At 36.4% G+C, this 25,487-nt stretch carries 19 protein-coding genes; 16 read left to right on the plus strand and 3 right to left on the minus strand.

The features are described from left to right. Positions 1-18: 18 nt before the first annotated feature. The 3 genes from EAH55_RS25240 to EAH55_RS31315 form a co-directional block, all read right to left on the minus strand. Positions 19-870, minus strand: coding sequence for a DNA methyltransferase (locus tag EAH55_RS25240; RefSeq protein ID WP_121812094.1), 852 nt, complete (start codon positions 868-870; stop codon positions 19-21). A 1,028-nt stretch (positions 871-1,898) separates the two neighbouring features. Then, complete coding sequence (locus EAH55_RS25245) at positions 1,899-3,683, minus strand: glutaminase domain-containing protein (protein WP_317127612.1); 1,785 nt, start codon at positions 3,681-3,683, stop codon at positions 1,899-1,901. After that, a complete protein-coding gene (locus EAH55_RS31315) occupies positions 3,629-4,363 on the minus strand; it encodes a DUF4964 domain-containing protein (RefSeq protein WP_244228353.1) in 735 nt (244 codons plus the stop codon). Before EAH55_RS31315 ends, EAH55_RS25245 begins: the two co-directional genes overlap by 55 nt. Before the next feature lie 687 nt (positions 4,364-5,050). On the opposite strand from EAH55_RS31315, the gene EAH55_RS25250 reads away from it, so the two are divergent. The 16 genes from EAH55_RS25250 (at position 5,051) to EAH55_RS25325 (ending at position 25,420) form a co-directional block, all read left to right on the plus strand. Continuing rightward, on the plus strand, positions 5,051-6,538 hold the full coding sequence (locus EAH55_RS25250) for a capsule assembly Wzi family protein (protein ID WP_162997034.1): 1,488 nt from the start codon (positions 5,051-5,053) through the stop codon (positions 6,536-6,538). Between the two features lie 161 nt (positions 6,539-6,699). Further along, positions 6,700-9,180 (plus strand): SLBB domain-containing protein, encoded by a 2,481-nt coding sequence (locus EAH55_RS25255; protein WP_121812096.1) that lies wholly within the window; start codon positions 6,700-6,702, stop codon positions 9,178-9,180. A gap of 15 nt (positions 9,181-9,195) precedes the next feature. Then, positions 9,196-10,275, plus strand: a complete 1,080-nt coding sequence (locus tag EAH55_RS25260) for a GumC domain-containing protein (protein ID WP_121812097.1) — start codon at positions 9,196-9,198, stop codon at positions 10,273-10,275. A gap of 114 nt (positions 10,276-10,389) precedes the next feature. Next, positions 10,390-11,688 (plus strand): flippase, encoded by a 1,299-nt coding sequence (locus EAH55_RS25265; protein WP_121812098.1) that lies wholly within the window; start codon positions 10,390-10,392, stop codon positions 11,686-11,688. Positions 11,689-11,792: 104 nt separating this feature from the next. Continuing rightward, positions 11,793-12,698 (plus strand): glycosyltransferase family protein, encoded by a 906-nt coding sequence (locus EAH55_RS25270; protein ID WP_121812099.1) that lies wholly within the window; start codon positions 11,793-11,795, stop codon positions 12,696-12,698. A gap of 38 nt (positions 12,699-12,736) precedes the next feature. Beyond that, positions 12,737-13,309 (plus strand): acyltransferase, encoded by a 573-nt coding sequence (locus EAH55_RS25275; RefSeq protein WP_121812100.1) that lies wholly within the window; start codon positions 12,737-12,739, stop codon positions 13,307-13,309. Continuing rightward, positions 13,299-14,504, plus strand: coding sequence for a glycosyltransferase family protein (locus tag EAH55_RS25280; protein WP_121812101.1), 1,206 nt, complete (start codon positions 13,299-13,301; stop codon positions 14,502-14,504). The genes EAH55_RS25275 and EAH55_RS25280 overlap by 11 nt, the downstream gene beginning before the upstream one ends. Continuing rightward, positions 14,494-15,477, plus strand: a complete 984-nt coding sequence (locus EAH55_RS25285) for a glycosyltransferase family 4 protein (protein ID WP_121812102.1) — start codon at positions 14,494-14,496, stop codon at positions 15,475-15,477. The genes EAH55_RS25280 and EAH55_RS25285 overlap by 11 nt, the downstream gene beginning before the upstream one ends. Positions 15,478-15,506: 29 nt before the next feature. Continuing rightward, positions 15,507-16,268 carry a glycosyltransferase family 2 protein gene (locus EAH55_RS25290; protein ID WP_162997035.1) on the plus strand — a complete coding sequence of 254 codons (762 nt, stop codon included), beginning with the start codon at positions 15,507-15,509 and terminating at the stop codon, positions 16,266-16,268. Positions 16,269-16,807: 539 nt separating this feature from the next. Continuing rightward, positions 16,808-17,500: an O-antigen ligase family protein gene (locus EAH55_RS31060; protein ID WP_162997036.1), complete on the plus strand. Its 693-nt coding sequence runs from the start codon at positions 16,808-16,810 to the stop codon at positions 17,498-17,500. A gap of 39 nt (positions 17,501-17,539) precedes the next feature. Next, the gene (locus EAH55_RS25300; RefSeq protein WP_121812105.1) at positions 17,540-18,166 is read left to right on the plus strand and encodes an LbetaH domain-containing protein; all 627 of its coding nucleotides are present in this window, start codon (positions 17,540-17,542) and stop codon (positions 18,164-18,166) included. Next, on the plus strand, positions 18,148-19,260 hold the full coding sequence (locus EAH55_RS25305; protein WP_121812106.1) for a glycosyltransferase: 1,113 nt from the start codon (positions 18,148-18,150) through the stop codon (positions 19,258-19,260). The genes EAH55_RS25300 and EAH55_RS25305 overlap by 19 nt, the downstream gene beginning before the upstream one ends. A gap of 82 nt (positions 19,261-19,342) precedes the next feature. Next, positions 19,343-20,263: a glycosyltransferase gene (locus tag EAH55_RS25310; protein ID WP_121812107.1), complete on the plus strand. Its 921-nt coding sequence runs from the start codon at positions 19,343-19,345 to the stop codon at positions 20,261-20,263. A 307-nt stretch (positions 20,264-20,570) separates the two neighbouring features. Next, entirely contained in the window at positions 20,571-21,917 is a 1,347-nt protein-coding gene (locus tag EAH55_RS25315) for a sugar transferase (protein WP_121812108.1), read from the plus strand. A gap of 128 nt (positions 21,918-22,045) precedes the next feature. After that, on the plus strand, positions 22,046-24,700 hold the full coding sequence (locus EAH55_RS25320) for a glycoside hydrolase family 78 protein (protein WP_121812109.1): 2,655 nt from the start codon (positions 22,046-22,048) through the stop codon (positions 24,698-24,700). Between the two features lie 81 nt (positions 24,701-24,781). Next, positions 24,782-25,420, plus strand: a complete 639-nt coding sequence (locus EAH55_RS25325; protein WP_121812110.1) for an MgtC/SapB family protein — start codon at positions 24,782-24,784, stop codon at positions 25,418-25,420. The last annotated feature ends 67 nt before the right edge of the window (positions 25,421-25,487 follow it).

Genomic DNA, 25,487 nt, shown 5'->3' on the forward strand with positions numbered 1-25,487 from the left:
GTTGTTGTTTCTAATTATCTATTCTTCTCGCAACTTTGCTAACAGCTCTAATTTTAATTCAGATTTGCCTAATTCATAGGTAAAAAGTATTGCCAGGTATTCCTCTGTGAGAAACTTAGTGAAAAATTCAGGTATAAAATTCGGCATCCTAGCAGGGTGCGGTGTCAGGTCATTATTTTGACAATACTTTAAATATGCGGAGTTAGAAACGGTGTTTGAACCAATTAATACATTAGACGGTATTGATCCACCATGATTAGATAAGAATGACTTATCTCCTATGTGATGTTCCGAAGGGCGGGCGCCAGAATTATATTTCTTGTTTTTTAGAAGCTTTTCCATGGATGCGCTGTACGCTTCCAAAACATTTTTATTATTCGCCTTCGGTTTAGCAGTTTTAGATAGCCACCATATGTTAGTAAATGAATCTTTAACCCTACTTCTTTCGATATTTACCCATTGAACAGGGCTGGGTAATTTAGCAGTATTAAACCACACAAATTGTTCACATAACTTGAAGTCCCCTTTTCTTTTTATTTCTAACAGTGTTTCCAATGGCAGGGTAGACATCGTTGGCTCATTTTCTTCCCAAGCGTTGCCTATTTCAATAACAAAAGAACCATCATCGGTAAGTAATTCTGCGAATTGTGAGGTTATAGAAGTGAGCCAATCTATATAAGTTTGACCATTAAAATTTCCATATTTCTTTTTTCGATTCAGCGGAAAAGGTGGTGAAGTAATGATCAGATTAATTTTACCCTTATATTTTTCAAAGCTCTTTGATTGTAAAGCATTTTCTATGCTACACTTATAATAAATACCTAAGTCCGTTCGGTAGGCGACATCTAAATCCTCTTTTATACCATACATGTTAACGTCGAAATTAAGATTAAATATAGTATTTAAGAATTCATGTTACAATCAATATGACTATTGGACTTGATTACGGTACCTTAAAAAACATTTAAAGGTATAATCCTTAAATTATTATAACTAAAGAATATTCAAATTTTTCAAAATTGTGTGAGAAACAAAAAACCCCACTCTGGCGAGTGGGGTTAAATCATTGATTTTCAGGCTCCCCTATCTGGGCTCGAACCAGAAAGCAAGAAATCATAAATTTTCAGTTTTATCTCCTTGAGACAGGAAAAAATCTCTTTTTACTATTAACAGAAGCCGATAAGAGCTAACTCCTTTAATAGTGTGGAGATGTACTGTTACTTATTTGTTACTAGTTTAGTGTATCCTTTGCAGATTTTTGTGAGTGCTACTTTTGTTTATATCGAGTTGGATCTTAATCTCAAAAAAAAAGATGTAAGTTCTGTGTCAATTATGCAAATCGCTACGATAATGTGAGTGCTGGTAAACCAAAATTGTTTGTGTTTATATCTATCTCCCTCTACCTTGGCCCCGACCAAAGATTAAATTAGCTGAGCATTGGTTATAGACAATTTCCTATAAATAAATATATGTATATTTGCATATCAGTTTGTGATATTTACGTTGATTTGAGAGGTTCTCACGAGAGACCTATTTTACAATAACGATATATTAAGGATTGTAAGGCCGAAAAAGTACTCAAGTACAAATCCCTAACTCTCCGCATCAAAACAAAGTTTTTGTAAAACGCCTCAAATCCTATGATTTGGGGCGTTTCTCGTTTACAGACAAGCCGAAAAGACAGAGAATTGCTGCTATCGTGAAACAAGAAAGTAAATGGCTATCTTAAGAATATTGCAGAGCTATGCGGGATAAAGAAAGAACTCCCTATCCGCGTAAATCATATAGTATGAGGTACGGCGTTTTGATAATAGGCGTTTGTTAATTGAACAAGGTGAATAAAAGAACCCTGCTCCTATCAAGACAAGGGACAGGGCTCTTATAGGTTTATTAAGGAATTATTCTGCTTTTAATTTATCGGCCAGCATTTTCATATAAAAACCTCCAACCACACTCCGTGCTTTAAAGTTTTCCCTTATTCCGGTTTTTGAATCGTAAAAATCATTTAGCGGCACGCGCGAAGGGGTTTCCAGGACGTGTACGTAAAGCGGATGTATAAGCGCTTCAAACTGGTCTTTTTGAGGCGCAAACGTTGCGGTCCAGGTTATCCAATCGTTTTTGGTATATGTTTTACGGCTATCCAGCGGGATACCAAATTTGTTGCCTTTTGTGAGATAGTATTTGGTTTCGGTGTCATATACCTTTTGCGGAAACAGGTGCAAAGCTAATACCCTATCCCAAACCAGGTTATACTTTTGGCTCCAGGTATCTTTACTATCAAAGGTAAGCGCGTAATGATCGCCAGCATCAGCCATCTTTATCCACTCGGGTACCATGCCTTCTGCTATGGTGCGGTATTTTTTAGCGGTTTCAGCTTCGCCCAGTGTTTCTGCCATTTGAGCGTAACAAGCAATTGCTACAATAGCTTTTACCGATAAGTTGGCATTGCGGGCCAGGTGCCCGGCAAAGTCATCAGTACACAATTGGGTTTTAGGATCTAATCCTTCCTTAGCCAGGTAATCAACCCATCTCGTTAAGGTTTTCCAGTGCTTTTTTGCATAGTCGGCATTACCTTCAACTTTAGCTATGGCGGCGCAAAGTATAATCACGTTACCCGATTCCTCAATTGGCATAGGCTCGCCGTAGGTTTGTCCGTTAGCTTTTGGATAAGTACCCAGGTCATGCGCGGCCCATGGATGCGGGTATTTACCGGTTTCGCTGAAGTGGAAAATACCGTTCAGCATGCCTTGTACCAGCTCGGGGTTGTAGATCAGGTAAAGCGGAGCCGATGGATAGGTTACATCAACCGTGTTTATAAAGCCTCCACTGTTGTTTTCTTTTGATAGCCATAAAGTTTCGCCTGCCGGACTTTTAACCAGCGCATGGGCCGCTATGCTTTGACGATAGGCCAATACGCATATACAAGCATATTCTTTGCCACCCGAACGTAAGGCATCTGCATAAACCTGTTTATCAAAGGCTGTACATTTTTGCATAACAGCCTGATATTCATTATTGGCGTCTGTTAGTTCACCTTCTATGGTAGCTTTACCCGAGTTATTCCACCAGGGCCTCAGATCAGTATTGAAATATTGAACAGAAAAACGTTCGTCATAGCCTAACTCAATAAAACGCTCAACAGCGGTTTTACCCACCTTGCCGAAAGGGACTACTGTATTTAACGAAAGCGAACGGCCTTGGGATGCAGTTGATAAAACAACGCCCTTTGCAAACGCGTTAGCTGCTTCAGTACCTTTTGTAATAAACTGAACCGCTCCCGTTGCTTTTGGTGCAGCTACGTAAAAGTAACCCCAGTCAATCCGCATATCATCGCCGCCTTTTTGCAAAACTGGTTGCTCAACCGTACCGGTTTTTAATATGGAGAGTTTTGCGGTGGCATATTTTTGCGCGGTAACAACTTGCGTAGGTTGATAAACGGCTATATCTGATGACGCACCCAGGAAAATTTTTACCGCATGATTTTTACCGTCGTTTGCATTCACCTTATAAGTAATGTACGATACCGGGCGCGATAACAGTTTCATAACGTCCAACAGCAATGGCGATGTGAAAGTTAGCTGCAGGCTGATCTTACCGGCAGTAAAATTGTAAACGGTCTGTGTGGCGTTTACATCAACATTTTTTGGTCGGCCAGTAGTATTGATCCCGTGCTGTTTTTCAATTTATCTACCAGCCCGAAATCCAAAAAGCGGCCACCTGCCGAGTTGGCCAGGTGAATAGCGATCACGTTGCCCACCGCCTTTAAAAGCTTTTTGCTGATAGGGAAGTATTGAAAACTGCTTGTCCACCCGTTTTTTTCATAAACCTTGCTGCCATTTAGAAACACCTCCACATTGTCATCGTGGTTTAGTTTCAGGAAAAGCTCGTTAATATCTGCAACAGCGCTTAAGTTAAACGTACGCCTTACCCAGATGTCGCCCGATTTCCATAACGTTTTTACATTTTTTTCATCATCACCAATCGGGGCCTGACCAAATTTCCAGCCTGCTGCATTATATTTTAAGGAAGTCCAGTCACCCGACGGTTTATTTTCGGTGTAATTTACACTGTACGATGCCTCGTCTGATGCGCTTATTAAGGTCTTGTAGTTGGTTTGTTCTTTTCCTAAAAAACGGTAAATCTTACCATCTACATTAATGAGTCCCAGCAATGATTGTTCGGCACCTGTCCAATGCATGGTGGTAGAGGAGTTCAACTTATCTGTGTTAGACCAGATGCTGAAATAAGTATTATGCGTAATAAGCGGATAAGCAGGTGCTTTTCTGTCCTGCGCGTGCACAATGCCGGTAATATAGATACAGGCCAGTAGCATCAACAATTTAAATCGGTTAGATGAATTCATGAAAAGTATATAATTGATGTTTTATTCAGACGGTAAAAGTAAGGAAAAGCTTTACCGGGATATCTTCGTATTGTGTCAAAATCCCTGCATATCGTCTCAATTTAGCATGTTTTCGTTATTAGTTTAATGTGACTTTAGGATCCGGGTAAAAAGAGATTGTAACAAAATCAGAAATATTGTTATCAGCCATACTTCTACATCCTAAATTTTGTAGCTACAAGAAAACATCTAACCTTTCTATCAAAAATTTAATTTAAGGCAATTGTAATGATTTGATAAAGCATGCCGTATAAGTAACCAAATTGTAGTTTTTTTATTAAACTTTAAAAAACGTTTTAGAATTTTAAAAAAAAGCCGATAATTGTTAATAGAAATATCAATCAATAGTAAAATATTGATTTAAGATTAGTAAATGTACACCTAAGCTTTAATCAACATAACAGAAAGATATTTTTATATTACCATTTGGTTAATTTGTTAATTCCTAAACCTTTCTTTTAGATGAACCCTAATATAACTATCCGATCCTTTTATATTGTTCTCGTACTGTGCTTTTTTACTTCAATAGAGGGTTATAGCCAAACAATACCCGTTGGAAGCTACGCAGAGGAACTGCTACGCAGACAGCAGGTGGCTGGAGATAGCAATAATCATTCATCTTTTGTTATAAGGCCTGTTGCTTCAAGTATGGCTAATTCAAACCTCCAATCATTAATTGCAAGCCCGGAGTACCTAAAATTCAATTTTATGGGTATGCCGTCAGGTTTGCGTATCCTTCCATTCAATTGGCTAAATGAATATAATGTAAATCGCCCTTACGGCTATAACAATTCATCATTATATCCTAATGCAGGCTACCAAAGTATGCTTAGCGGCGGTTTTTTATTAAAGGCCGGTATATTAACCGTGCAGGTAAAGCCTGAATTTGTTTATGCGCAGAACAAAAACTTTTCAACGTTTGCCGATGTACAGGCCAACAATAACTCCACTGCGCTTCTGGGTGCATACTTTGGAACCATAAATGGCATTGATGCCCCCGAACGATTTGGCACGTCATCTTTAAAGCACCTTTATCCGGGGCAATCAAAAATCACATTATCATATAAAAGTGTGGAAGCCGGAGTATCTACAGAAAATTTGTGGTGGGGCCCAAGCGTAAGAAACTCTATTACAATGAGTAATTCGGCTCCAGGTTTTCTTCACTGGACATTCAATTCTACAAAACCCGTCAAAACGGCTGTAGGTTCATTTGAATGGCAAATCATTGGGGGAAACCTAAAACAATCTGGCTTTGCTCCTGACGATGTCAGTAAGCTTGTTTACGGCAGCAATTTATATACCCCTAAACCTAAGGTTACACGTTATATTTCAGCGTATAGCGTAAACTGGCAACCAAAATGGTTAAAGGGTTTATACCTCGGTGCATCCGCATATGATTATCTTGATAAAGATTCTGTTTATCATAACAAAAACATTATTCATAAGCTGATTCCGGTTATTATCGGATCATCTGAAAAAGCTAATAATGTTAACAATGGACAAAACGGAGACCAGCAGGATTTTGCATATACACTAAATATCAGGCAACTTTTACCACTATACAAAGCCGAAATTTACTTTGAATGGGGGCGTAATGACCGCAGTGGAAGCCTTTCAGATCTTATAGAAGAGCCTGAGCATTCAGCAGCATATACGTTTGGCGGCCGAAAGCTGTTTGAACTAAGCCGCGGTGGATTTATACAAATCAAATCAGAAATAACACAGCTTCAAAGGGCGCCAACCTATTTATTGAGAGATGAGCCTTTTTGGTATGTTCATTCAATAAGCCCCAGAGACGGATACACCAATTACGGCAGGTATTTAGGTGCAGGGATTGGTCCGGGAGGTAACAGCTTTATCTTTGATATAAGTTACCTTAAAAATTACAATTCTTATGGTTTAATGTTAGAAAGGCAACTTCACAACAATGATTTATATTATCAAGCCTTCGCTGGTACTAACTCCTACAACTTACATTGGGTAGATATTGCCGGTACGTTCTATACCAATCTGAAATTTAAAAACTACCTGGTTTCTGCCGAGGCTACCCCGGTTTACACGCTCAATTATGAATACAAAAATGGCTCGACCTTTAATTTACATGCAAGAATTAATTTCACTTATTTTTTTAATTGACGGACAATTTTTGAGCTCATTTTAAGTTTATTGACCAACACCTTACTTATATTACAAATAAAAAAATCACCCTCTGCCCTTAAAATGGGAAATTGTTTACTTTTGCAGAAAATAATATCACTTATTGGAGTGTTATTTTTATACTCTGATAACCTTTACGTATGAACAAATTTCGTTTTTTCATATTATTAATTGCTTTGCTTAGCTTCGGAGCGGTTACTAATATCACAGCCCAAACCAGTTTACAAAACATTTCTTCTATCAATGTTGATGATCTATCAGATCAGCAAATAATTCAGTTGCTGCAGCAAGCCCAAAAGGCCAGCTTAACTGATACTGAATTACTACAACAGGCTCAAAACCGCGGAATGTCGGTAGCTCAAGTTCAAAAATTAGAGATCCGGATAAAAAAATTAAGAACCAAAAGCAACGAATCATCCAATAATAAATCTGATACAACGCTCAATCAGCAGGGACGACAGCTTAACTATAAACCCGATACTGATACTGTTTTTACTAATAAGGATTTATTTGAAAGCTTAAAACCGAAAATTTTCGGGGCCGATATTTTCAAAAACAAAAACAGCTCGTTTGAACCCAATCTTAAGTTGGCTACTCCGCTAAATTATATTGTTGGCCCTAACGATCAGCTTAACATTAATGTTTATGGTAGCTCATTGGTAAACTGGAAACTTGATGTATCGCCGGAAGGGATTATAAACATTCCGGGAGTTGGTATTTTGAATGTGGGCAGTAAAACCATTGAACAAGCTACGGCCTTGATAAAAAGTAAGCTTGCCGCAAATAACTACGCTATTGGCCGCGGAACAAGCGTGCAGGTTACACTTGGTAATATTCGAAGTATCCAGGTTATAATTATTGGTCAGGTAGCTAAACCCGGTACCTATACCCTACCCTCACTCGCCACTGTTTTTAATGCGTTATATACTGCAGGTGGCCCTAATGACAACGGAAGTTTAAGACAGATAGAAATTATCAGGAACAACCGCATTGTCAGGCACCTGGACGTTTATGATTTTCTGCTAAAAGGAGATCAGAAAAATAATATTACATTGCAGGATCAGGATATAGTACGTGTACCAACATACCGTACCAGGGTGCAACTTGTTGGCGAGATTAAAATACCGGCACTATTTGAAGTATTACCGGGAGAAAGCCTCGATAACGTTATAACTTATGCAGGCGGCTTTACCGACAGCGCCTACACCGCAAGGATTAAAGTATCCCAGGTAAGCGATCAGCAACGTAAAATAACCGACGTGTTGGAAGCCGATTATAAAAACTATATCCCCTTACGAGGCGATAAGTATACGATTGAGCCTATTATATACAGATTTGAGAACCGTATAGTTATAAAAGGAGCCGTTTTCAGGCCAGGCGATTATGAGTTACAAAATGGTTTAACCTTACTGCAGTTAATTGAAAAAGCTGCGGGCTTGAAAGAGGACGCCTTTACCGAACGCGGTACAATTACCCGTTTAAAACCAGATAACAGTACTGAAATAATAGGTTTTAATGTTAAGGATGTTATTAACAAGACAACGAATATCCAGCTACAGCGCGAAGACATCATCAATATTTCATCCATATTTGATTTAAGGGATAAATATACTGTTGTCATTAACGGCAACGTGAGAAAACCGGGGAAATTTGCTTTCTCAGAAAACATGAAAGTAGAAGACCTTATTTTAAAAGCAGGTGGGTTCGCAGAAGGCGCAAGTACAAACCGTATTGAAGTAGCCAGGCGGGTAACGGATGCCGACCCGTCATCAAAAAACAGTTCAGTATCTCAAGTATTCAGTGTAAATATTGATGGCAATCTTAAACCTGCCGATGCCAATTTTGTCCTTACTCCTTTTGATATAGTTTCAGTATACAGTTTACCTGGCTATGAAAAACAAAAAACGGTAAAAGTAGAAGGTGAAGTTTTATATCCGGGCTCGTATACCATCAAAAGTAAAAACGAGAAGATATCAGACCTCATTGCCAGAGCTGGCGGGCTTACTGCTTCGGCAGACGCTGCGGGCGGTTCATTAAAACGTGACAACTTTGCTATTTTGGGTATTGATAAAAATAAAACGGATACTGCCTCTATTAATGCAGAGCGTTCGGCACGGATTAACCGCTTAAAAAGATCGTATAAAGACTCCACAAACATATCTACTGATACCACACAATTAAGAAACAACTATGTAGGTATTGAACTGGATAAAATCCTGAAATCTCCAGGCTCAAAAACCGACTTACTTTTAGAAAATGGCGACGTTATAAGGGTGCCCAAGCAACAGCAGGTTGTGCGTGTTAACGGACAGGTACTTTATCCAAGTGCCGTTGTATATGATAAATCAAAGTCTTTTAATGATTTTGTTTCAAATGCCGGGGGGTATGGACCTGACGCCTTGAGGCGCGGCGCCTATGTCGTTTATCCAAATGGGACTGTAAAAGGTACCCGCAAGTTCCTGTTCTTTAATAACCATCCGTCAGTGAAACCAGGGAGCGAAATATACGTACCTAAAAAATCGGAAAGCAAGGGTAATACGGCTCAAACTATTTTAGGGTTTACAACGGGGCTGGCTTCATTGGGCGCGATTATTCTGGGGATCTTAAGTTTGAATAAATAGACTATTGTGCAAGATATGATTCAAGATTCATCAAACGCAAATCCTAATGCTAAAAATGAGATTTCAATAAAAGAACTAATTACCAAAATACAACTTGGCCTTAAGTACCTTATTCGAAATTGGGAAATTATAATTGCCATAGGATTCTTAGGCGGAATAACTGGTACATGTTATGCTTTTTTGAAAAAATCTCAATACGTAGCATCCTGTAATTTCGTTTTAGAAGACTCAAAAAGTGGCGCTATGGGGCAATACGCAGGATTAGCATCATTAGCAGGAATAAATTTGGGCGGCAGCAGCAACGGAGGAATATTTGAGGGGGATAACATATTTGCCCTTTATCAGTCACGTTTAATGATTGAGAAAACTTTATTGGCTAAAGCTAATTTTAACGGTAAAGATCAGCTCATGATTGACAGGTATATCGACTTTAAGGATTTGAGAAAATCCATGCAAAAAGATGATAAGTTGAAAAATATGAATTTCGGCGGAGATCCGGATCATTTTAACAGGCATCAGGATAGCATTATAAAAAATATAGTGATAGACATCAACAAAAATTCACTAACCGTAAGCAAACCTGATAAAAAGTTAAATATCATTGAAGTAGATACAAAATTTGAAGATGAAGCTTTTGCTATGCAGTTCAACAACAAGTTAGTTGAAACTGTTAACGACTTTTATATAAAAACAAAAACAAAAAAAACAGCACACAATGTTTTTATTTTACAAAAGCAAGTTGATAGTGTTAAGTCGGTTCTTAATAATTCAATAGGTGCCGTAGCTTCAGAATTAGACGCCGCCCCCAACGCTAACCCGTCATTGTTAACGCTAAGGGTTCCCTCGCAAAAAAAACAGGTTGATGTACAGGCAAACACCGGGATTTATGGTGAACTTGTTAAAAATCTTGAGTTGGCGAAAATTTCATTAAGGCAAGAGACGCCTTTAATACAATTGATAGATAGCCCCGTATTGCCGCTTTTAACGGAAAAACCAAGTAAACCTAAATGTCTTTTAGCCGGTTTTTTTATAGCCACCATTTTTTGTGCATTTTTTATCATGGTAAGAAAAGCTTACAAAAATATGATGCGATAATTTTTAAAGCTTCAACTTTAAGCCATATATCTCACAATCTAATTTATTGTTTTAAACACTCACTACTTGAATTGCTTTGTTGTACTATGCTTGTAATTCAAATAATTTTCAATTATGATCATTGCTAATTTATATAAAAAAATCAGTTCGGTTACGGATATGAAGAAGATGGCAAGCAATGCATTCTGGTTGTTTTTTGACAGATTTTTGCGTTTGGGTGTTGGTCTGATCGTGGGCATATGGGTCGCACGATATCTTGGTCCGCAATCATTCGGTAAATTAAATTACGCTACAGCTTTAGTTGCTTTGATGAGTGCGTTATCTACTTTGGGATTAGATCAGATAATTATAAAAAAGGTTATAGATCATCCGGAAAGCAATTTTTTTTTTATCGGAACGGCTTTTTTCTTACGCGTTTTTGGAGGGATCATCTCTTTATGCATATGCTGTTTGTACGTAGCAATTAGTGATAGTGATAAAAACTTGCTTCTTATCACTTTTATTGTTTCTTTGTCGCCAATATTTTCTTGCTTTGACGTAATTGATTACGATTTTCAGGCAAAATTACAATCGAGAAAAACCGTAATAGCAAAAAACGGCGCTTTCATCATTTCTTCAGTTGTTAAAGCGCTTTTCATCATAAAGGGGTTTAGTTTAGTAATCATAGTTGTTGCTATAGTATCTGAAAGTTTTTTGGCGATATTTGGTTTAATAATATTTTACAAGCTTAAAAATCTACTTTTATGGAGGCTTAAATTCAGCTTAGTTAAACAATTGTTAATAGAGTGCTGGCCACTAATGTTATCAAGTATTATAGTTTTGTTCTATATGAGAGTTGATCAGATTATGCTTGATAATTTAGCTGGTCATAAGGCTGTTGGTGAATATTCTGTATCTGTACGGGTTACAGAACTATGGTATTTTATACCAATGATTTTAACATCAACTTTATATCCCAAGCTTGTAAAAATGAAAGATAATAAAGACAGTTATTATAAGCTTGTATTGCTTCTCCTTAAAATTTTATTTTTTATCAGCTTTTCGATTTCAATTGTTGTTAATTCCTTTTCTGTTGAAATAGTGAATATGCTTTTTGGTAAGGTGTACAGGGAGGCCGCTTTTGCTTTAAATATTAGTATTTGGACTGGGATTTTTGTTTTTTGGGGGGTAGGGATAAATAATATACTGGTGATTGAAAATTTGAATATTCACAATTTCAGGAAATCTATTTTGGGGCTTATTTTAAATGTGACACTGAACTTTATTTTGATACCCAGATACGGAATTAATGGGGCAGCCATCGCTACTTTGATTTCGCAGTTTTTTGCGTCATATCTCTATTTCGCATTTCAAAAATCTACAAGACATATTTTTTATCTCCAAAGTAAATCCATTCTCTTTTTTATTAAATAAAAATTATCGGGTACATTCAATATGAAAAAAGAATTGATGAAATTGATACCTAAACGAAACAAACAAACACAAGCCATCATTAGTTGGTTAACGATGAATTTAAGATGAAGCAACCTGTATTATTATTGACATTTAATCGGCTTGATACGCTTGAGCGCACTTTAAAAGCGATTAGGAGATATCAACCAGAAAGTATTTTTATTGCCTCTGACGGACCAAGAATAACTAAAGTTGGTGAAGCAGAGTTAGTTGATAATATCCGAAAATATATGTTAGGGCAGATCGATTGGAAATGTGAGGTTCACACATTATTCAGAAATGAAAATTACGGTTGTGGAAAAGGTGTCTCAAGTGCTATAAACTGGTTTTTTGACCATGTTGAAAGTGGAATTATATTAGAAGATGATTGCATTGCCAATGAAAGTTTTTTCGAATTTTGCGAAGATCTTTTATTAAGATATAAATCTGATGAACGGATAATGCACATCTCTGGTAGTAACTTCCACTTGAGTGAAGTGTCAGAACATTCATACTTTTTTACTTACGCCTGTTATATGTGGGGGTGGGCTACATGGAAGCGCGCATGGAAAAAGTACGATTTTTATTTAACAGACTACGACGATAAATGGGACTTTAATGGTTTTGTAACAGATAAATTTGAGAAAAAATATTGGCGAGATATCTTCAATCGCGTTAGAAATGGTCAAATAGATACCTGGGATTATCAATGGTTTTATTACTGTTGGAAAAATAATGGTCTTAGTATCATGCCAAAGGTTAACCTGGTGAAGAATATTGGTTTTGATAGTCGAGGAACGCATACTAACACAGAGCATTTTTTAGAGAATCTAAAAACCTATTCTTTAGATTCGCTTATTCATCCAACCGAAATAATCAGAAATGCAAAGGCAGATAAATGGCATGCCGATATTCTTTCTTTAACTGATCTCGGACCTGTTTCACGACTTGTTCGTTTTTTTGACAGGTTAAAAGCCCGAATTCGGAAGTAGTTATAATATTAATTAAAAACTTAATTAAGCTTAAGCTAATGAAAAAGTTTTACAAAGACGTAGTATCGTTAGTTACCATAATTGTTTTGAATTTAGGTGATCTGATAACATTTGAAACAGATGGAATCAGAAATTTAAAAATCTTTTTATTAAAACTCTTAGGATTGAAAATCAACTACCATTGTTTTATTGATCGCGGCTTTAGGATTATTTACCCCAGGAATATCACCATTGGGACAAACTGTTCACTTGGCCATTATAATAAAATTTGGGCTTTTGATAAAGTAATCATTGGCGATTATGTACAAACAGCCATTGGTTTAACCGTTATAGCAGGTGGGCATAATACCAGTAATTATGAACCTTTAACAAACCAATCAATAAAAATAGAGGGAGAAAACTGGATTGGGGCTAATGTAACAATCTTAGGTGGAGTTACAATTGGCCGGGGAGCAATAATAGGCGCCGGGTCAGTTGTCAATAAAGACATAGCACCCTATTCAATTGCGGTAGGCATTCCGGCAAAGGTTATCAAAAAAAGAAAAAGCACAGAACTCGTAGTTTCACCTTTCGGGTATTATCAACCTAAACTTACTGATTTTGAAGAATAATAAATTGATTTTTTTCTCTGAAAACCCTGCTCTAAAAAGTAAAGGGTCTGGTATTTCGGTTTTATTATACAATATTTTATTAGCTACTAAAGAAAAAAATCCTCAACTAATCACCTTCTGTCACGGACATAACATAAAGGAAGAAGAAATAAAAGATGATAATTCTGGTATCGATGTTCACGTTTGCGATAAAAAATTAACGGCCTTTTACAAAATAAAAGGCATAAAAAAATTAATTATACCTTTGTCGTTTATTTTAAACTTAAGGAAAATCGGCCAAATTATTAATAAACCAGATAATATGGTGATTTGTCTTGTTGGAGCAAGTTCAGGACCGTTATGGAAATTTCTAACGTTGAAATTCCTATTTGGCAAAGCTAAGCACGGCCTTTATATTGTTGACGATTTGCAACTGATAAACAGAAAACTACATCAAAAAATAGAAGTTGCTCTTATAAAGAAATTATTACCCAAGGCAATTAAAAGTACCGATTTTCTGATAACAATTAGCTCGGGACTTCAGGAAACTTATTTAACTCAATATAATAAGAAAAGCTATATCTTATTACCACATTTTACCAAACGTGAGCCTCTGCCTAAATATAAACCGGAAAACTCTTTTACATTTTTATTTACCGGAGGATTAAGTTTTTTATATAATAAGCCACTATTAGAATTATCGTTTATGCTCAATGAAATAAACCTAAGTGGAAAATGCGATAAGGATTTAAAACTTCAAGTTCAAACTTATACCAGTATAAATGAATATAGTAGCTTAAATTTTAATCCTTCTACAACGTTTTATTCTACCGTTAGCAATCGCGATGAGTTGATGGGAATTTATAACAATTGCCAGTGTTTTATTATACCATATTCTTTCGATAAAGAAGATGTACAAATTGTAAAAACATCTTTTCCTCAAAAAGTTGCCGAAATTATTCAGTATCAAAAACCAATACTCATTTATGGCCCGACATACAGTTCAGTAACCCAGTTTTTTAGCCAAAACTTATTGAACTATATATGTGATGTTAACAATAAACAACATCTAATTGATACTATTTTAAAAATTGTTAACGATAGCAATAATTTTACCGGCGAAAAGTACTCTGAAGCTTACAATGAATTTTTATCTGCTGGAATGGTAAATAACTTATTTAATAAAATTTCAGACGACTTAATTTATGGAAATTAAATTTTTACCATACCAACCCCATAGCTTCGCATTTGGTGGTTTCGAAATACAAATGTTATCTACATTCAATGCTATCAAACAATTAGGCTTAAATGTAAACAAGCTTGATGTTTGGGATAGAGATGATAACTTTGATATTTTACATTGCTGGGGCCTTGATATGGGGAACTACGAAAATGTTTACTGGGCAAAAAGAGCCAATAAAAAGGTTGTAGTCACCGCTCTTTTAAACTACTACGAATCTAATATTCAGAAATTTAAATTTCATTTATCATCTCTGATCTATAAACAAAGGCTAATTAAGGAAATGCTACCAAGTATCGATATGGTAGTTGTTGTAAATGATAAACAAGCAGAAGTTTGTCATAATATTTTAAAGATACCTAACCAAAAAGTTAGTATAATACCTAACGTAGTAGATGACAAGTTTTTCAATTACAGACAAAGTTCAAACCCGGAAAACCCGTACATATTAGCAGTAGGTAATATATGCAATCGTAAAAATCAAGTCAGTTTAGCAAAAAGCTGCCTCGAAGCAAAGATCCCCCTACTTCTAATTGGTAAGGTGCTAAATGGAGAAGAGAAATATGCCGATGAATTAAATAACATTATAAAACAAAGCAATAATATTACCTGGATAAATGGATTAAAAGAAAACTCTGATGAGCTAATTAAATATTTTGCTAATTGCACGGCATTAGCTTTACCAAGCTTTGCAGAACAACAACCTATAGCCTTACTTGAAGCAGCAGTTTTACGTAAACCTTTGATTATTGCTGACAGGGCTTATGCTCGACAGAAGTACTATAATAATAGCCAACTTGTTAATCCAGATTCAATTTCCTCAATTAAAACCGGCTTAAAAAACGTCATGAATAATCCTGTAAGCTACATACCCGATATCCAACCGCTTCTTGAGTGTAAAAGTGTTAACGTCGCAAATGCGTATTCCAATGTCTATCACCGTATTTAGCGGTAATTATGTCAACTTGTAAAATAATAATGAATAAGCCCCTGGTTTCTGTTATAACGTCGTCGTTTAATGCAGTAAACACAATTGAACAAACCATTTGTAGCGTAGTTAACCAAAGTTATAAAAATATAGAATATATCATTATAGACGGAGGATCTACAGACGGCACTTTAGATGTATTAAAAAAATATGATAAATACATAACTTATTGGATTAGTGAACCTGACAATGGGATTTATAATGCCTGGAACAAAGGTTTGAAAATTGCAAAAGGAGATTGGATTTCATTTTTAGGGGCGGATGATATTTATTTAAACGATGCAATAGAAAACTATGTTGACTATATTAATCAAAGCCAACAGGGAACAGAATTTGATTTTGTATCATCGGTTATGGAATATGTAGACAAAGACCTTAATTTATTAAGGCTTATTGGAAAGCCATGGTATTGGAAGGTATTTAATGATACTATGGTAACTATCCATAGTGGGGCGTTGCATAGTAAATTTTTTTTTGAAAAATACGGACACTTCGATGAATCTTATAAAAGCGCGGGAGATTATGCATTGCTATTAAAAGCCGGAAAAAACTTAAAAGCCGGATTTGTAAATATTATAACGGTAAAGATGAGGGAAGGGGGCGTAAGTAGTAATGGTCTTTTTCTTTTTAAAGAAGTTTTAAAAGCAAAAAGAGATTCGAGAAATGTACCGATGCTTAAAGCCTATGTACGGTTTTATGCTGGGTTAATAATGTATTTTTTGCGGAGAATAAAAGGTTATTTATCAAAATAATACATTTTTTATTACAGTACATAAAATACAAGCAGTTAATTTCTGAAACAGTTGCGTTGAGTACAATGAAAAATTATTTAATATATAGTACCTTGTTCGGTGTTTTTTCAGAATCACTATATATTAATATTGGGTTTGATTTTAAACTTGTTTATATAATAATTTTATGCAATTACTTTGTTATAAAACAGATAAGGGGCGATCTTACCATTCCTAAATATTGGTTGTACAGTTTGATATATATATTTACTGTAGGTATAGGCACTATTTTTTTATACAACAACCAATTTTCGAAAATCATTTTTCAGGTATTCGGGATCTCATTCATGAGCATATACTTCTACAATTTTTTTCTATGCTTTGAATTCGATGTTAAAGACATCTTTTTAAAATATTGTAATATCTGCTTTATTTTATCTCTGATAGGAATTCCGCTTTTTTTCATTTTGGTGAGCTTTGATAGTTCATATAGATTACATAGCTTATTACAGGAACCTGCACATTTTACGGGTACAGTGTTACCTGCTTACTATTACTATATGACCAATTTTTCAAAATATAAAAAGAAATTCGTCGTCATCTTAATAGCGTTTTTATTAAGCATGTCCTCAATTGGGTATATAGGGATGCTGATAGGTTTGGTCATGATCAAAAAGAAGGTAAATATATTTGCAACCCTATCACTTACTTTTGTGGCCGTATTAATTGGCGTCTTAGCGTATACTTATATTGACAATGTTAAATTCAGGGCCAACGATACCTTAGGGGTATTTAACGAATTTGATGTATCTAATGTTAATTCAAGCACTTTGGCTTTGGCAACCAATTCATTTGTGACGCTACAGGTACTAAAATCCAACGCCTTTATTGGACATGGTATAGGTTCGCATCCATTAAGTAGTAAGCAATTTATTTATGATATAACAGGGATTGAAGGCTATGGAGACAACGAAGAGTTGATGTTTATTAACTCAACCGACGCCGATTCTTTAACGCTTAGAATACTATCTGAATTAGGTATAGTAGGCTTAATAGGCGTTTGTTATTTTATAATAAAAAATTATTGCGGCTATGAGGATAACTATAAGATATCAAGGGGCATAATTTTGTATTTTTTATATAAGCTATTTCGAGAAGGCCATTATTTTCCTGCAGAAATGTACTTTTTTGTATTTACATACTATTTTTTAAAATTAAAGTCGAATGCCGAAAGATTAGCTTTGGCATCTTAGTATAAATTCTTTCTTTGCAAAGTCCAAACCATCTTCTGTATGTTAAACAAAATAAAAACTGCTATTAATATATATGGCTATAAAGGTTGCTTCGTTAATGTCTTTATATACATAAACACGCTTCTCTTTTATAAAAATGCAAGACTTATCAGACTGCCAATCGAAATTAGGGGGAAAAAGTTTATAGATTTTGGAAGAAAACTTACTACAGGGAAAAACTGCAGGATCGAAGTGACAGTTCGTGAAATTGACTACTCAAAGAAGAAAAAAATCATTGAGTTTGGTGATAACATTGTAATGAATAATTCTGTTCACATAGGTGCCAAATATTCAATAAAAATCGGCAATAATGTATTAATTGCCAGCAACGTGTTCATTTCGGACCATAATCATGGTAATTATTCAGATCCAGAAATCCACAGCTCTCCTCTTACGCCACCCAATAAAAGACCATTATTTGGAAAAGCTGTCAATATCGAAGATGACGTATGGATTGGTGAGTTTACCGCCATTTTGCCAGGAGTAAATATAGGTAAAGGGAGTATTATTGGATCCATGTCTGTTGTGACTAAATCTATTCCCGCTTATTGTATCGCAGTTGGTACGCCGGCAAGGGTTATTAAAAAGTATAATTTTGAAACACAAAAATGGGAAAAAGTAATTTAACAAAAATTGTAGTATCTGCCGTTAACTTTAACGAGGGTGGTCCTTTGAGTGTTTTAAATGATTGCTTAGCATCATTAGATACGATTGCTCGCAAACAAAACATTCAAGTTACAGTATTGGTTCATAAAGTAAGCTTGGTAAAGAAATATGCAGAATATTTTAATGTAATTGAATTCCCCCAAATCAAATCGTCATGGTTTAGAAGAGTTTATTTTGAATATTTTCAGTGTCGAAAATTAGAAAAGATATTTAATCCCGATTTATGGATAGCATTACATGATATGACACCTATCGTGACATGTAAACAAGTTGTTTATTGCCATAACCCCGCCCCTTTTTATAGCATGAAGGGCAATGAGCTATTTACCGATCCTACGTTTTTCTTGTTTTGCCTTTTCTACAAATTTTTGTACAGAATAAATATTAAAAAAAACGAATATGTGATCGTTCAGCAACAATGGTTAAGGGAAGAGTTTGAACGTAATTACAAAGTAAAAACCATCGTTGCCTATCCGGTTGTTGATGTTAAAGTACCTCTAAAAGAAGATGTCCATCCACTTCAGCAAAAAAAGGAGAAGTTTACTTTCTTCTATCCCGCCTTTCCAAGGGTTCCCAAAAATTTCCAGGTGCTTTTGGAATCTGCATCATTGCTTTCAAAAAAACGAACTGATTTCAATGTAATACTTTCTATTACGGGCAATGAAAATAGATATGCAACAAATCTTTTTAACAGGTATCAACATGTCAAAGAAGTTAAATTTGATGGGAAGAAGAAACGAGAGGAAATTTTCGAATTATATAATGAAATTGACTGTATGGTTTTTCCATCGAAACTTGAAACATGGGGTTTGCCTATAAGTGAATTTAAAAATCTAAATAAACCAATGCTTCTGGCAGACTTAAGATATGCGCACGAGACTGCTGCAAATTGTTCCTTCTTGAAATTTTTCAACCCTGATGATCCGGTTGAACTTGCAAATTATATGGAAATTTTAATTGACGACAAATTAACCTTCGACTCAAATAAGATTAATGATCCTGACAAACCGTTTTTTAATAATTGGGATAAGTTAATTGCGTTTTTAATTCAGTAGGCTTTTATTTATAGTAGATAATAAAAATCTATTCTCCTTTATAAACAACATTATTTTAATCTTCATACGGATTTTTATATTTATGACATTCAATTTCAAAATTGCGCTATTAATTCCTTCTCTTAATGCTGGAGAAGAATGGATAAATACTCTCGATAGCATACACAATCAGTCTATCAAAATCAATAAAAAATTAATTATCGATTCTGGGTCTTCAGATAAGACCATTTTCGTAGCAGAGCAATTTGGATTTGAAATAATTAATATTAACAAATCTGAATTTAATCATGGTAAAACCCGCCAGCAACTTGTTGAGCTATCCGACAATGCCGACATCTGCATCTTTTTAACGCAGGATGCAATCTTAGCCTCTCCCGACAGTATATCCCATATTGTTAATGCTTTTAATGATCCCAAGGTAGGCATGGCATATGGCAGGCAGCTTCCTCATAAAAATGCTCAAACACTAGAAAGCCATGCACGTTTATATAATTACCCTGCCATATCACATGTCAGATCATATGATGATATAGCACTAATGGGGTTTAAAGTATCTTTCTGCTCCAATTCTTTTGCTGCATACAGGCGGGATGCTCTTTTGGCGATTGGTGGTTTCCCAACAGATTCTATTATGGGTGAAGACGCGATTGTTGCCGCCAAAATGTTAACAGCCGGATACAAAAAAGCCTATGTAGCAGATGCTACTGTTTACCACTCTCATACCTATACCCTTTTGCAAGAATTTAGGAGGTACTTTGATACGCGGGTTTTCCATGAGCAGAATAAATGGCTGGTACGTGATTTTGGCAAGCCCACGGGCGAAGGCTTCAAATTCATGAGATCTGAATTAAACTATGTTTTAAAACATAAAAAGAGCATTATTCTAAATTCAGTATTCTCTTTGGGGGCAAAATGGCTGGGGTATAAAAGCGGTAAATTCTATAAAAAATTGCCAAAACAGATTTTAAAACGCTTCTCCATGCATTCATTTTATTGGAAATAAATAAAAGTAGCTGCCTTAAATTTATCAATCATTACTGCATTTTTCAGGGCGTCATGTTTTAAAATTGTTATTTAATTATAAAGAAATCATTTCAAACCCCACTCTATCTCAAACAAATAAGGTTAATGATAAACTATTTACCCACATTGATAAAATAAACACAAAATAAAATAGCAAATTTTTAGTTTTTAATTGTAGCGTTTCAAGCAATTGCCCCGTAATTAAGTTTAACAAATGTTGATTTTATTTAAAATAAATTTGTTTTAGTAAAAATTTTTATATTTGCATAACTTAACCTTGATCGCAAATGCGTTATTCTAAATTACTTCAGCCATTCACATTTTTTTGTGATTTATTATTATTAAATATCGCGCTGCAATGTGCTCATCTATTTATATTTACGTTCTACTCATCCGAAATTCAATCAATTGATTTTTTATTATTAGTTAATCTAACCTGGGTCACAATAGCTTCGGTAACTAAAAACTATGTCATAAAGCGTCCCTTGATGCTGAGTGACAACCTAAGCAAATTCATGACATCTATGGTTTATCACTTGGTGATGGTTCTTGGAATAGTTTACTTTTTTAAACTATATGAGGTAAGCAGGATGGTAATGTTCTGCACTTACCTGTTGTTTTTCATCCTGATAGTTGCGCAACGTTCGCTGATCTTTTTCACGCTCGACTATATCCGCAAAAAAGGCTACAACATCAAGCATGTTATTATAGTTGGGAACACCGATATCGTCAATCGGGTGAAAAAATCATTTTCAAGACATCCGGAGTATGGGTATAACTTTATTACAACTATCTCTGAAGATATGCTTGAAAGCCAGCCCAATGAAGTATTGTTTAATAAGATTCTTGAAGCAAGGCCTGACGAAGCGTTTATCTGTTATAAGTACATAGATCAGCTTTTATTAAGAAAGCTTGTCGACCTGGGCGATCAGCATAATATTAAAATCAAACTGGTTTCTGACCTTGTGCTGGAGAACAGTTATGCCAGCATAGTCAATTACGAAAATCTACCGGTTATACAGCTTTCGTCTTCCATTGAAATTAGTCTGAAGATCATTTTCTTCAAACGTTGTTTCGATATTCTGTTTTCGCTGTTTGTGATGATCCCAGGACTCCCTGTGTTTATCGCGTTGGCTATCACAACTAAGTTAACGTCAAAAGGCCCCGTTTTCTATCGCCAGGAACGAATTGGTAGGAACCACAAACCCTTCAACATATACAAGTTCAGGAGCATGTATGTAAATTCTGAGCAAGCTGGGCGCCCAATGCTGTCAAAAGATAAAGACCCTCGAATTACGCAATGGGGCTCATTCTTACGCAAATCAAGGTTAGACGAGCTACCTCAATTCTGGAACGTTCTGAAAGGCGACATGTCTATAGTGGGTCCGCGACCAGAGCGTCAATATTTTATTGAGCAGCTAATAGAGGAATCGCCTAATTATCATAAGTTATTCAAACTCAAACCAGGCCTTACTTCTATTGGCCAGGTAAATTATGGTTATGCAGAAAACGTTCAGGAAATGCGCGACCGTGTTCGTTACGATCTTATTTATTTGAAAAACATAAACTTCAACAACGATTTAGGCATCATTTTTCAAACCATACGAGTTATGGTTCAGCTTAAAGGCAAATAAGAAACAATTTAATCGGGCATATAATCCCCGAACTTATTCAACAATTTCAGGACAGAGCAGGATAGTTTAATTACTATCCTGCTTTATTTTTAACAACCAATTTCCTGATTGAACCTTCACATCAAATTATGAGAACACCACTTCTTATCGGGTGCCTTTTATTTTCATGGTATACAGCATCGGCGCAAATAGCTGTAAAAAATCTTTTGACCGAAAACATGAAAAGCCCAATCTGCATTGATACGCAGAATCCGCGTTTTAGCTGGCAACTTACAGAGAAATATAACAAGCCAGTTTTACAACAAGCTTATGAATTGCAAGTAGATTCAGGCTCATTTGATAACAACAATCATTCACCATTATGGTCCAGTGGTAAAATAAACTCCGACCAATCCGTCTATATCCCCTATTCCGGTAAATCATTGCTATCGGGTCATAAGTATTTCTGGCGCGTAAGGATTTGGGATACGAAGGGAGTTTGCTCGGACTGGAGCGAACAAGCATTTTGGAAAATGGGATTATTATCAGCTCCAGATTGGCATGCTCAATGGATTGTACCGGCATCAAATGATACCGTTAATGCCGCTGCCCCTTTACTCAGAAACAGTTTTTCACTAAATAAAACGGTACTGGAAGCGACTGCTTACATAACTTCACACGGATTTTATGAAGCGCAGCTAAACGGTCATAAAATAGGCGACAGCTTCCTTACCCCTGGATGGACAAGCTATAACAAACGATTACAATACCAGGCCTACGACGTTACCTCATTACTAACCGAAGGAGAAAATGCCATTGGTGTCACACTCGGAAGCGGTTGGTACCGAAGCCCGCTGGGGCCATATACGCCAAGAGCTAATTTTTACGGCGATAAAACAGCCCTCTTGATGGAGATCAGAATTGTATTTACAGACGGCTCAACAAAAATTATATCGTCAGACCAGAACTGGAAATCATCAACAGGGGCTTTGCGCTTTGCCGAGATCTACAATGGCTGCATTATCGATACCCGGCTGGAAAAATCCGGATGGACTAATCCTGCTTTTAATGATCAGGACTGGCTTCCGGTACATGTAATACCCTTCTCTAAAAACACCCTTGTAGCTACATATAATGAAACGGTAAAACAACACGAGGTATTTAAACCGATAAAAATCATAACCACTCCACGTGGCGAAAAAGTTATTGATTTTGGGCAAAATCTGGTTGGATGGGTTAAAGTTACCCTAAAAGGCAATGCCGGAGATTCTATCAAAATTGCACACGCGGAGGTGCTTGATAAAGCTGACGAGTTCTATACAGAAAACCTGCGTGCTGCAAAAGCTGAGAATATCTACATATTAAAAGATACTGTCAGACGTACCTTTGAGCCCCAATTTAGCTGGCAAGGGTTTAGATATATCAAAATCAAGGGTATTAAAGGCCCCTTAAATCCTGATGATTTTACCGCGGTAGCCATCTACTCAGACATGAAAGCTTCCGGTAGCTTTTCCTGCTCTAATCCGCTGCTCAACCAATTACAACATAATATTCAATGGGGGCAGAAAGGAAATTTCCTGGATGTGCCTACAGATTGCCCGCAACGTGACGAGCGTTTGGGTTGGACAGGCGATGCACAGGTGTTTTCACGTACTGCTGCATTTAATATGGATGTGCATAATTTCTTCACCAAATGGCTAAAGGACGTTGCCGCCGATCAGTATAAAAGTGGCAGCATTCCCTACGTGATCCCAGATGTATTTACAAATGGCAAAGATGAGGTTGGAGGTAGTTCGGGATGGGGAGATGTGTCAACTATTATCCCATGGAATATGTACTACGCCTATGGAGATAAAAAAATATTGGAAAACCAATTTCAAAGTATGAAAGCCTGGGTTAATTATATCCAAAAACAGACCAAAAACGGTTTATGGGTAACGGGTAACCATTTTGGCGACTGGCTGTTTTACAGCGTTAATGACGACAGGGACGGAATATCTGCCATAACCAATAAATACCTGATAGCCCAGTGTTTTTATGCCTATTCAACCCGAATACTGATCAATAGCGCCAAAGTTTTAAATAAAAAGGCCGATGAAGAATATTATGCAAAGCTGTTAACTCAAATAAAACAGGCTTTTGTAAACGAATATGTTACCGCTAATGGCCTCATTTCGTCCGACACACAAACGGCTTATGTGTTGGCCCTGGAGTTTGATATGTTACCGATTAATTTACGACAACAGGCGGCGGCACGGCTTGTTAAAAATATTGAATTATATCACGGTCATTTAACAACGGGCTTTCTGGGGACTCCCTATCTTTGCGACGCGTTAAGCAAATTTGGCTATGCCGACGTAGCTTATAAATTGCTATTACAAGACACCTATCCTTCCTGGTTATATCCAATTAAACAGGGAGCTACTACCATTTGGGAAAGATGGGACGGCATTAAAACCGATGGCAGTTTTGAAGAGCCATCCATGAACTCTTATAATCATTACGCTTACGGCGCCATTGGCGATTGGATGTATCGCAATATAGCTGGTATAATACCCGCTGCTCCAGGCTATAAAAAAATACTAATTAAACCGGTAATTGGCGGCGGCCTTTCATGGGCCGAAGGGAAATATGAATGTCCCTACGGCAGTATTTCCTGCAAATGGGAAATCATAGCTAATAAGTTGAACATGAATGTCACTATACCTCAAAACACAACAGCCGATATATTTATCCCTGATTTTCAAGGTAAAACTTACCAAAAAATCACTGTTGGACCAGGTGTTTACCACTATAGCAGATAGTGACAGTTCGGTCTATGAATTCGAAAGACCGAAATATTTATAAAAGTCATATATTCGATTATAATCAGATATATTCAAACAATGGCTTTTAATACAGAGATTCTGATCCGGTTTTTGTTGGCTCTTTTATGGGGAGGGCTTGTAGGTGCAGAAAGGGAATACCATGGTAAAGCTGCAGGTTTCCGCACGACCATCATGATATCATTTGGCGCGTGTTTTTTCACGTTGATGTCAATGGCTATAGGTGCGCCTAATAACGCCGACAGGATTGCGTCTAACGTTGTTACCGGGATAGGCTTCCTCGGTGCAGGTGTAATTTTCAGGGGCGAAAACCGGGTGAATGGTATCACCACAGCAGCTACCATCTGGGCTGTCGCTGCCGTAGGTATGGGTATCGGTGCAGGTTTTTACTTAGCGGCCGGATGTGCCAGTGTGATGATCTTGTTCATATTGGCTGTACTTCCCTTTTTTCAAAAGAAGATTGACTACTATAACCAGTCTAAAACATTTAAAATCAAATGTGCGATCTCGGCAAATGGCATCGAATTATGTGAAAATATGATGAGGCATCACAGGCTTAAATTCAAGCTGATTAAAAGAGTGAAAGATGGCGAATACATTTTTTTAACATGGCAGCTTCAGGGACGTTCAGCTAAAATGGATATGTTCATTAATTCAATTATTGATACCCCCGCTATTGAGCATTTTGAGTATTCCTGATAGATACTGGGATATTACTCTGCCATAAACCCAAGAATAGCTAACAGCCCTTCGTTATTTGATTATT

It is taken from the genome of Mucilaginibacter kameinonensis, from assembly GCF_003675385.1.
Classification (GTDB): Bacteria; Bacteroidota; Bacteroidia; order Sphingobacteriales; family Sphingobacteriaceae; genus Mucilaginibacter; species Mucilaginibacter kameinonensis.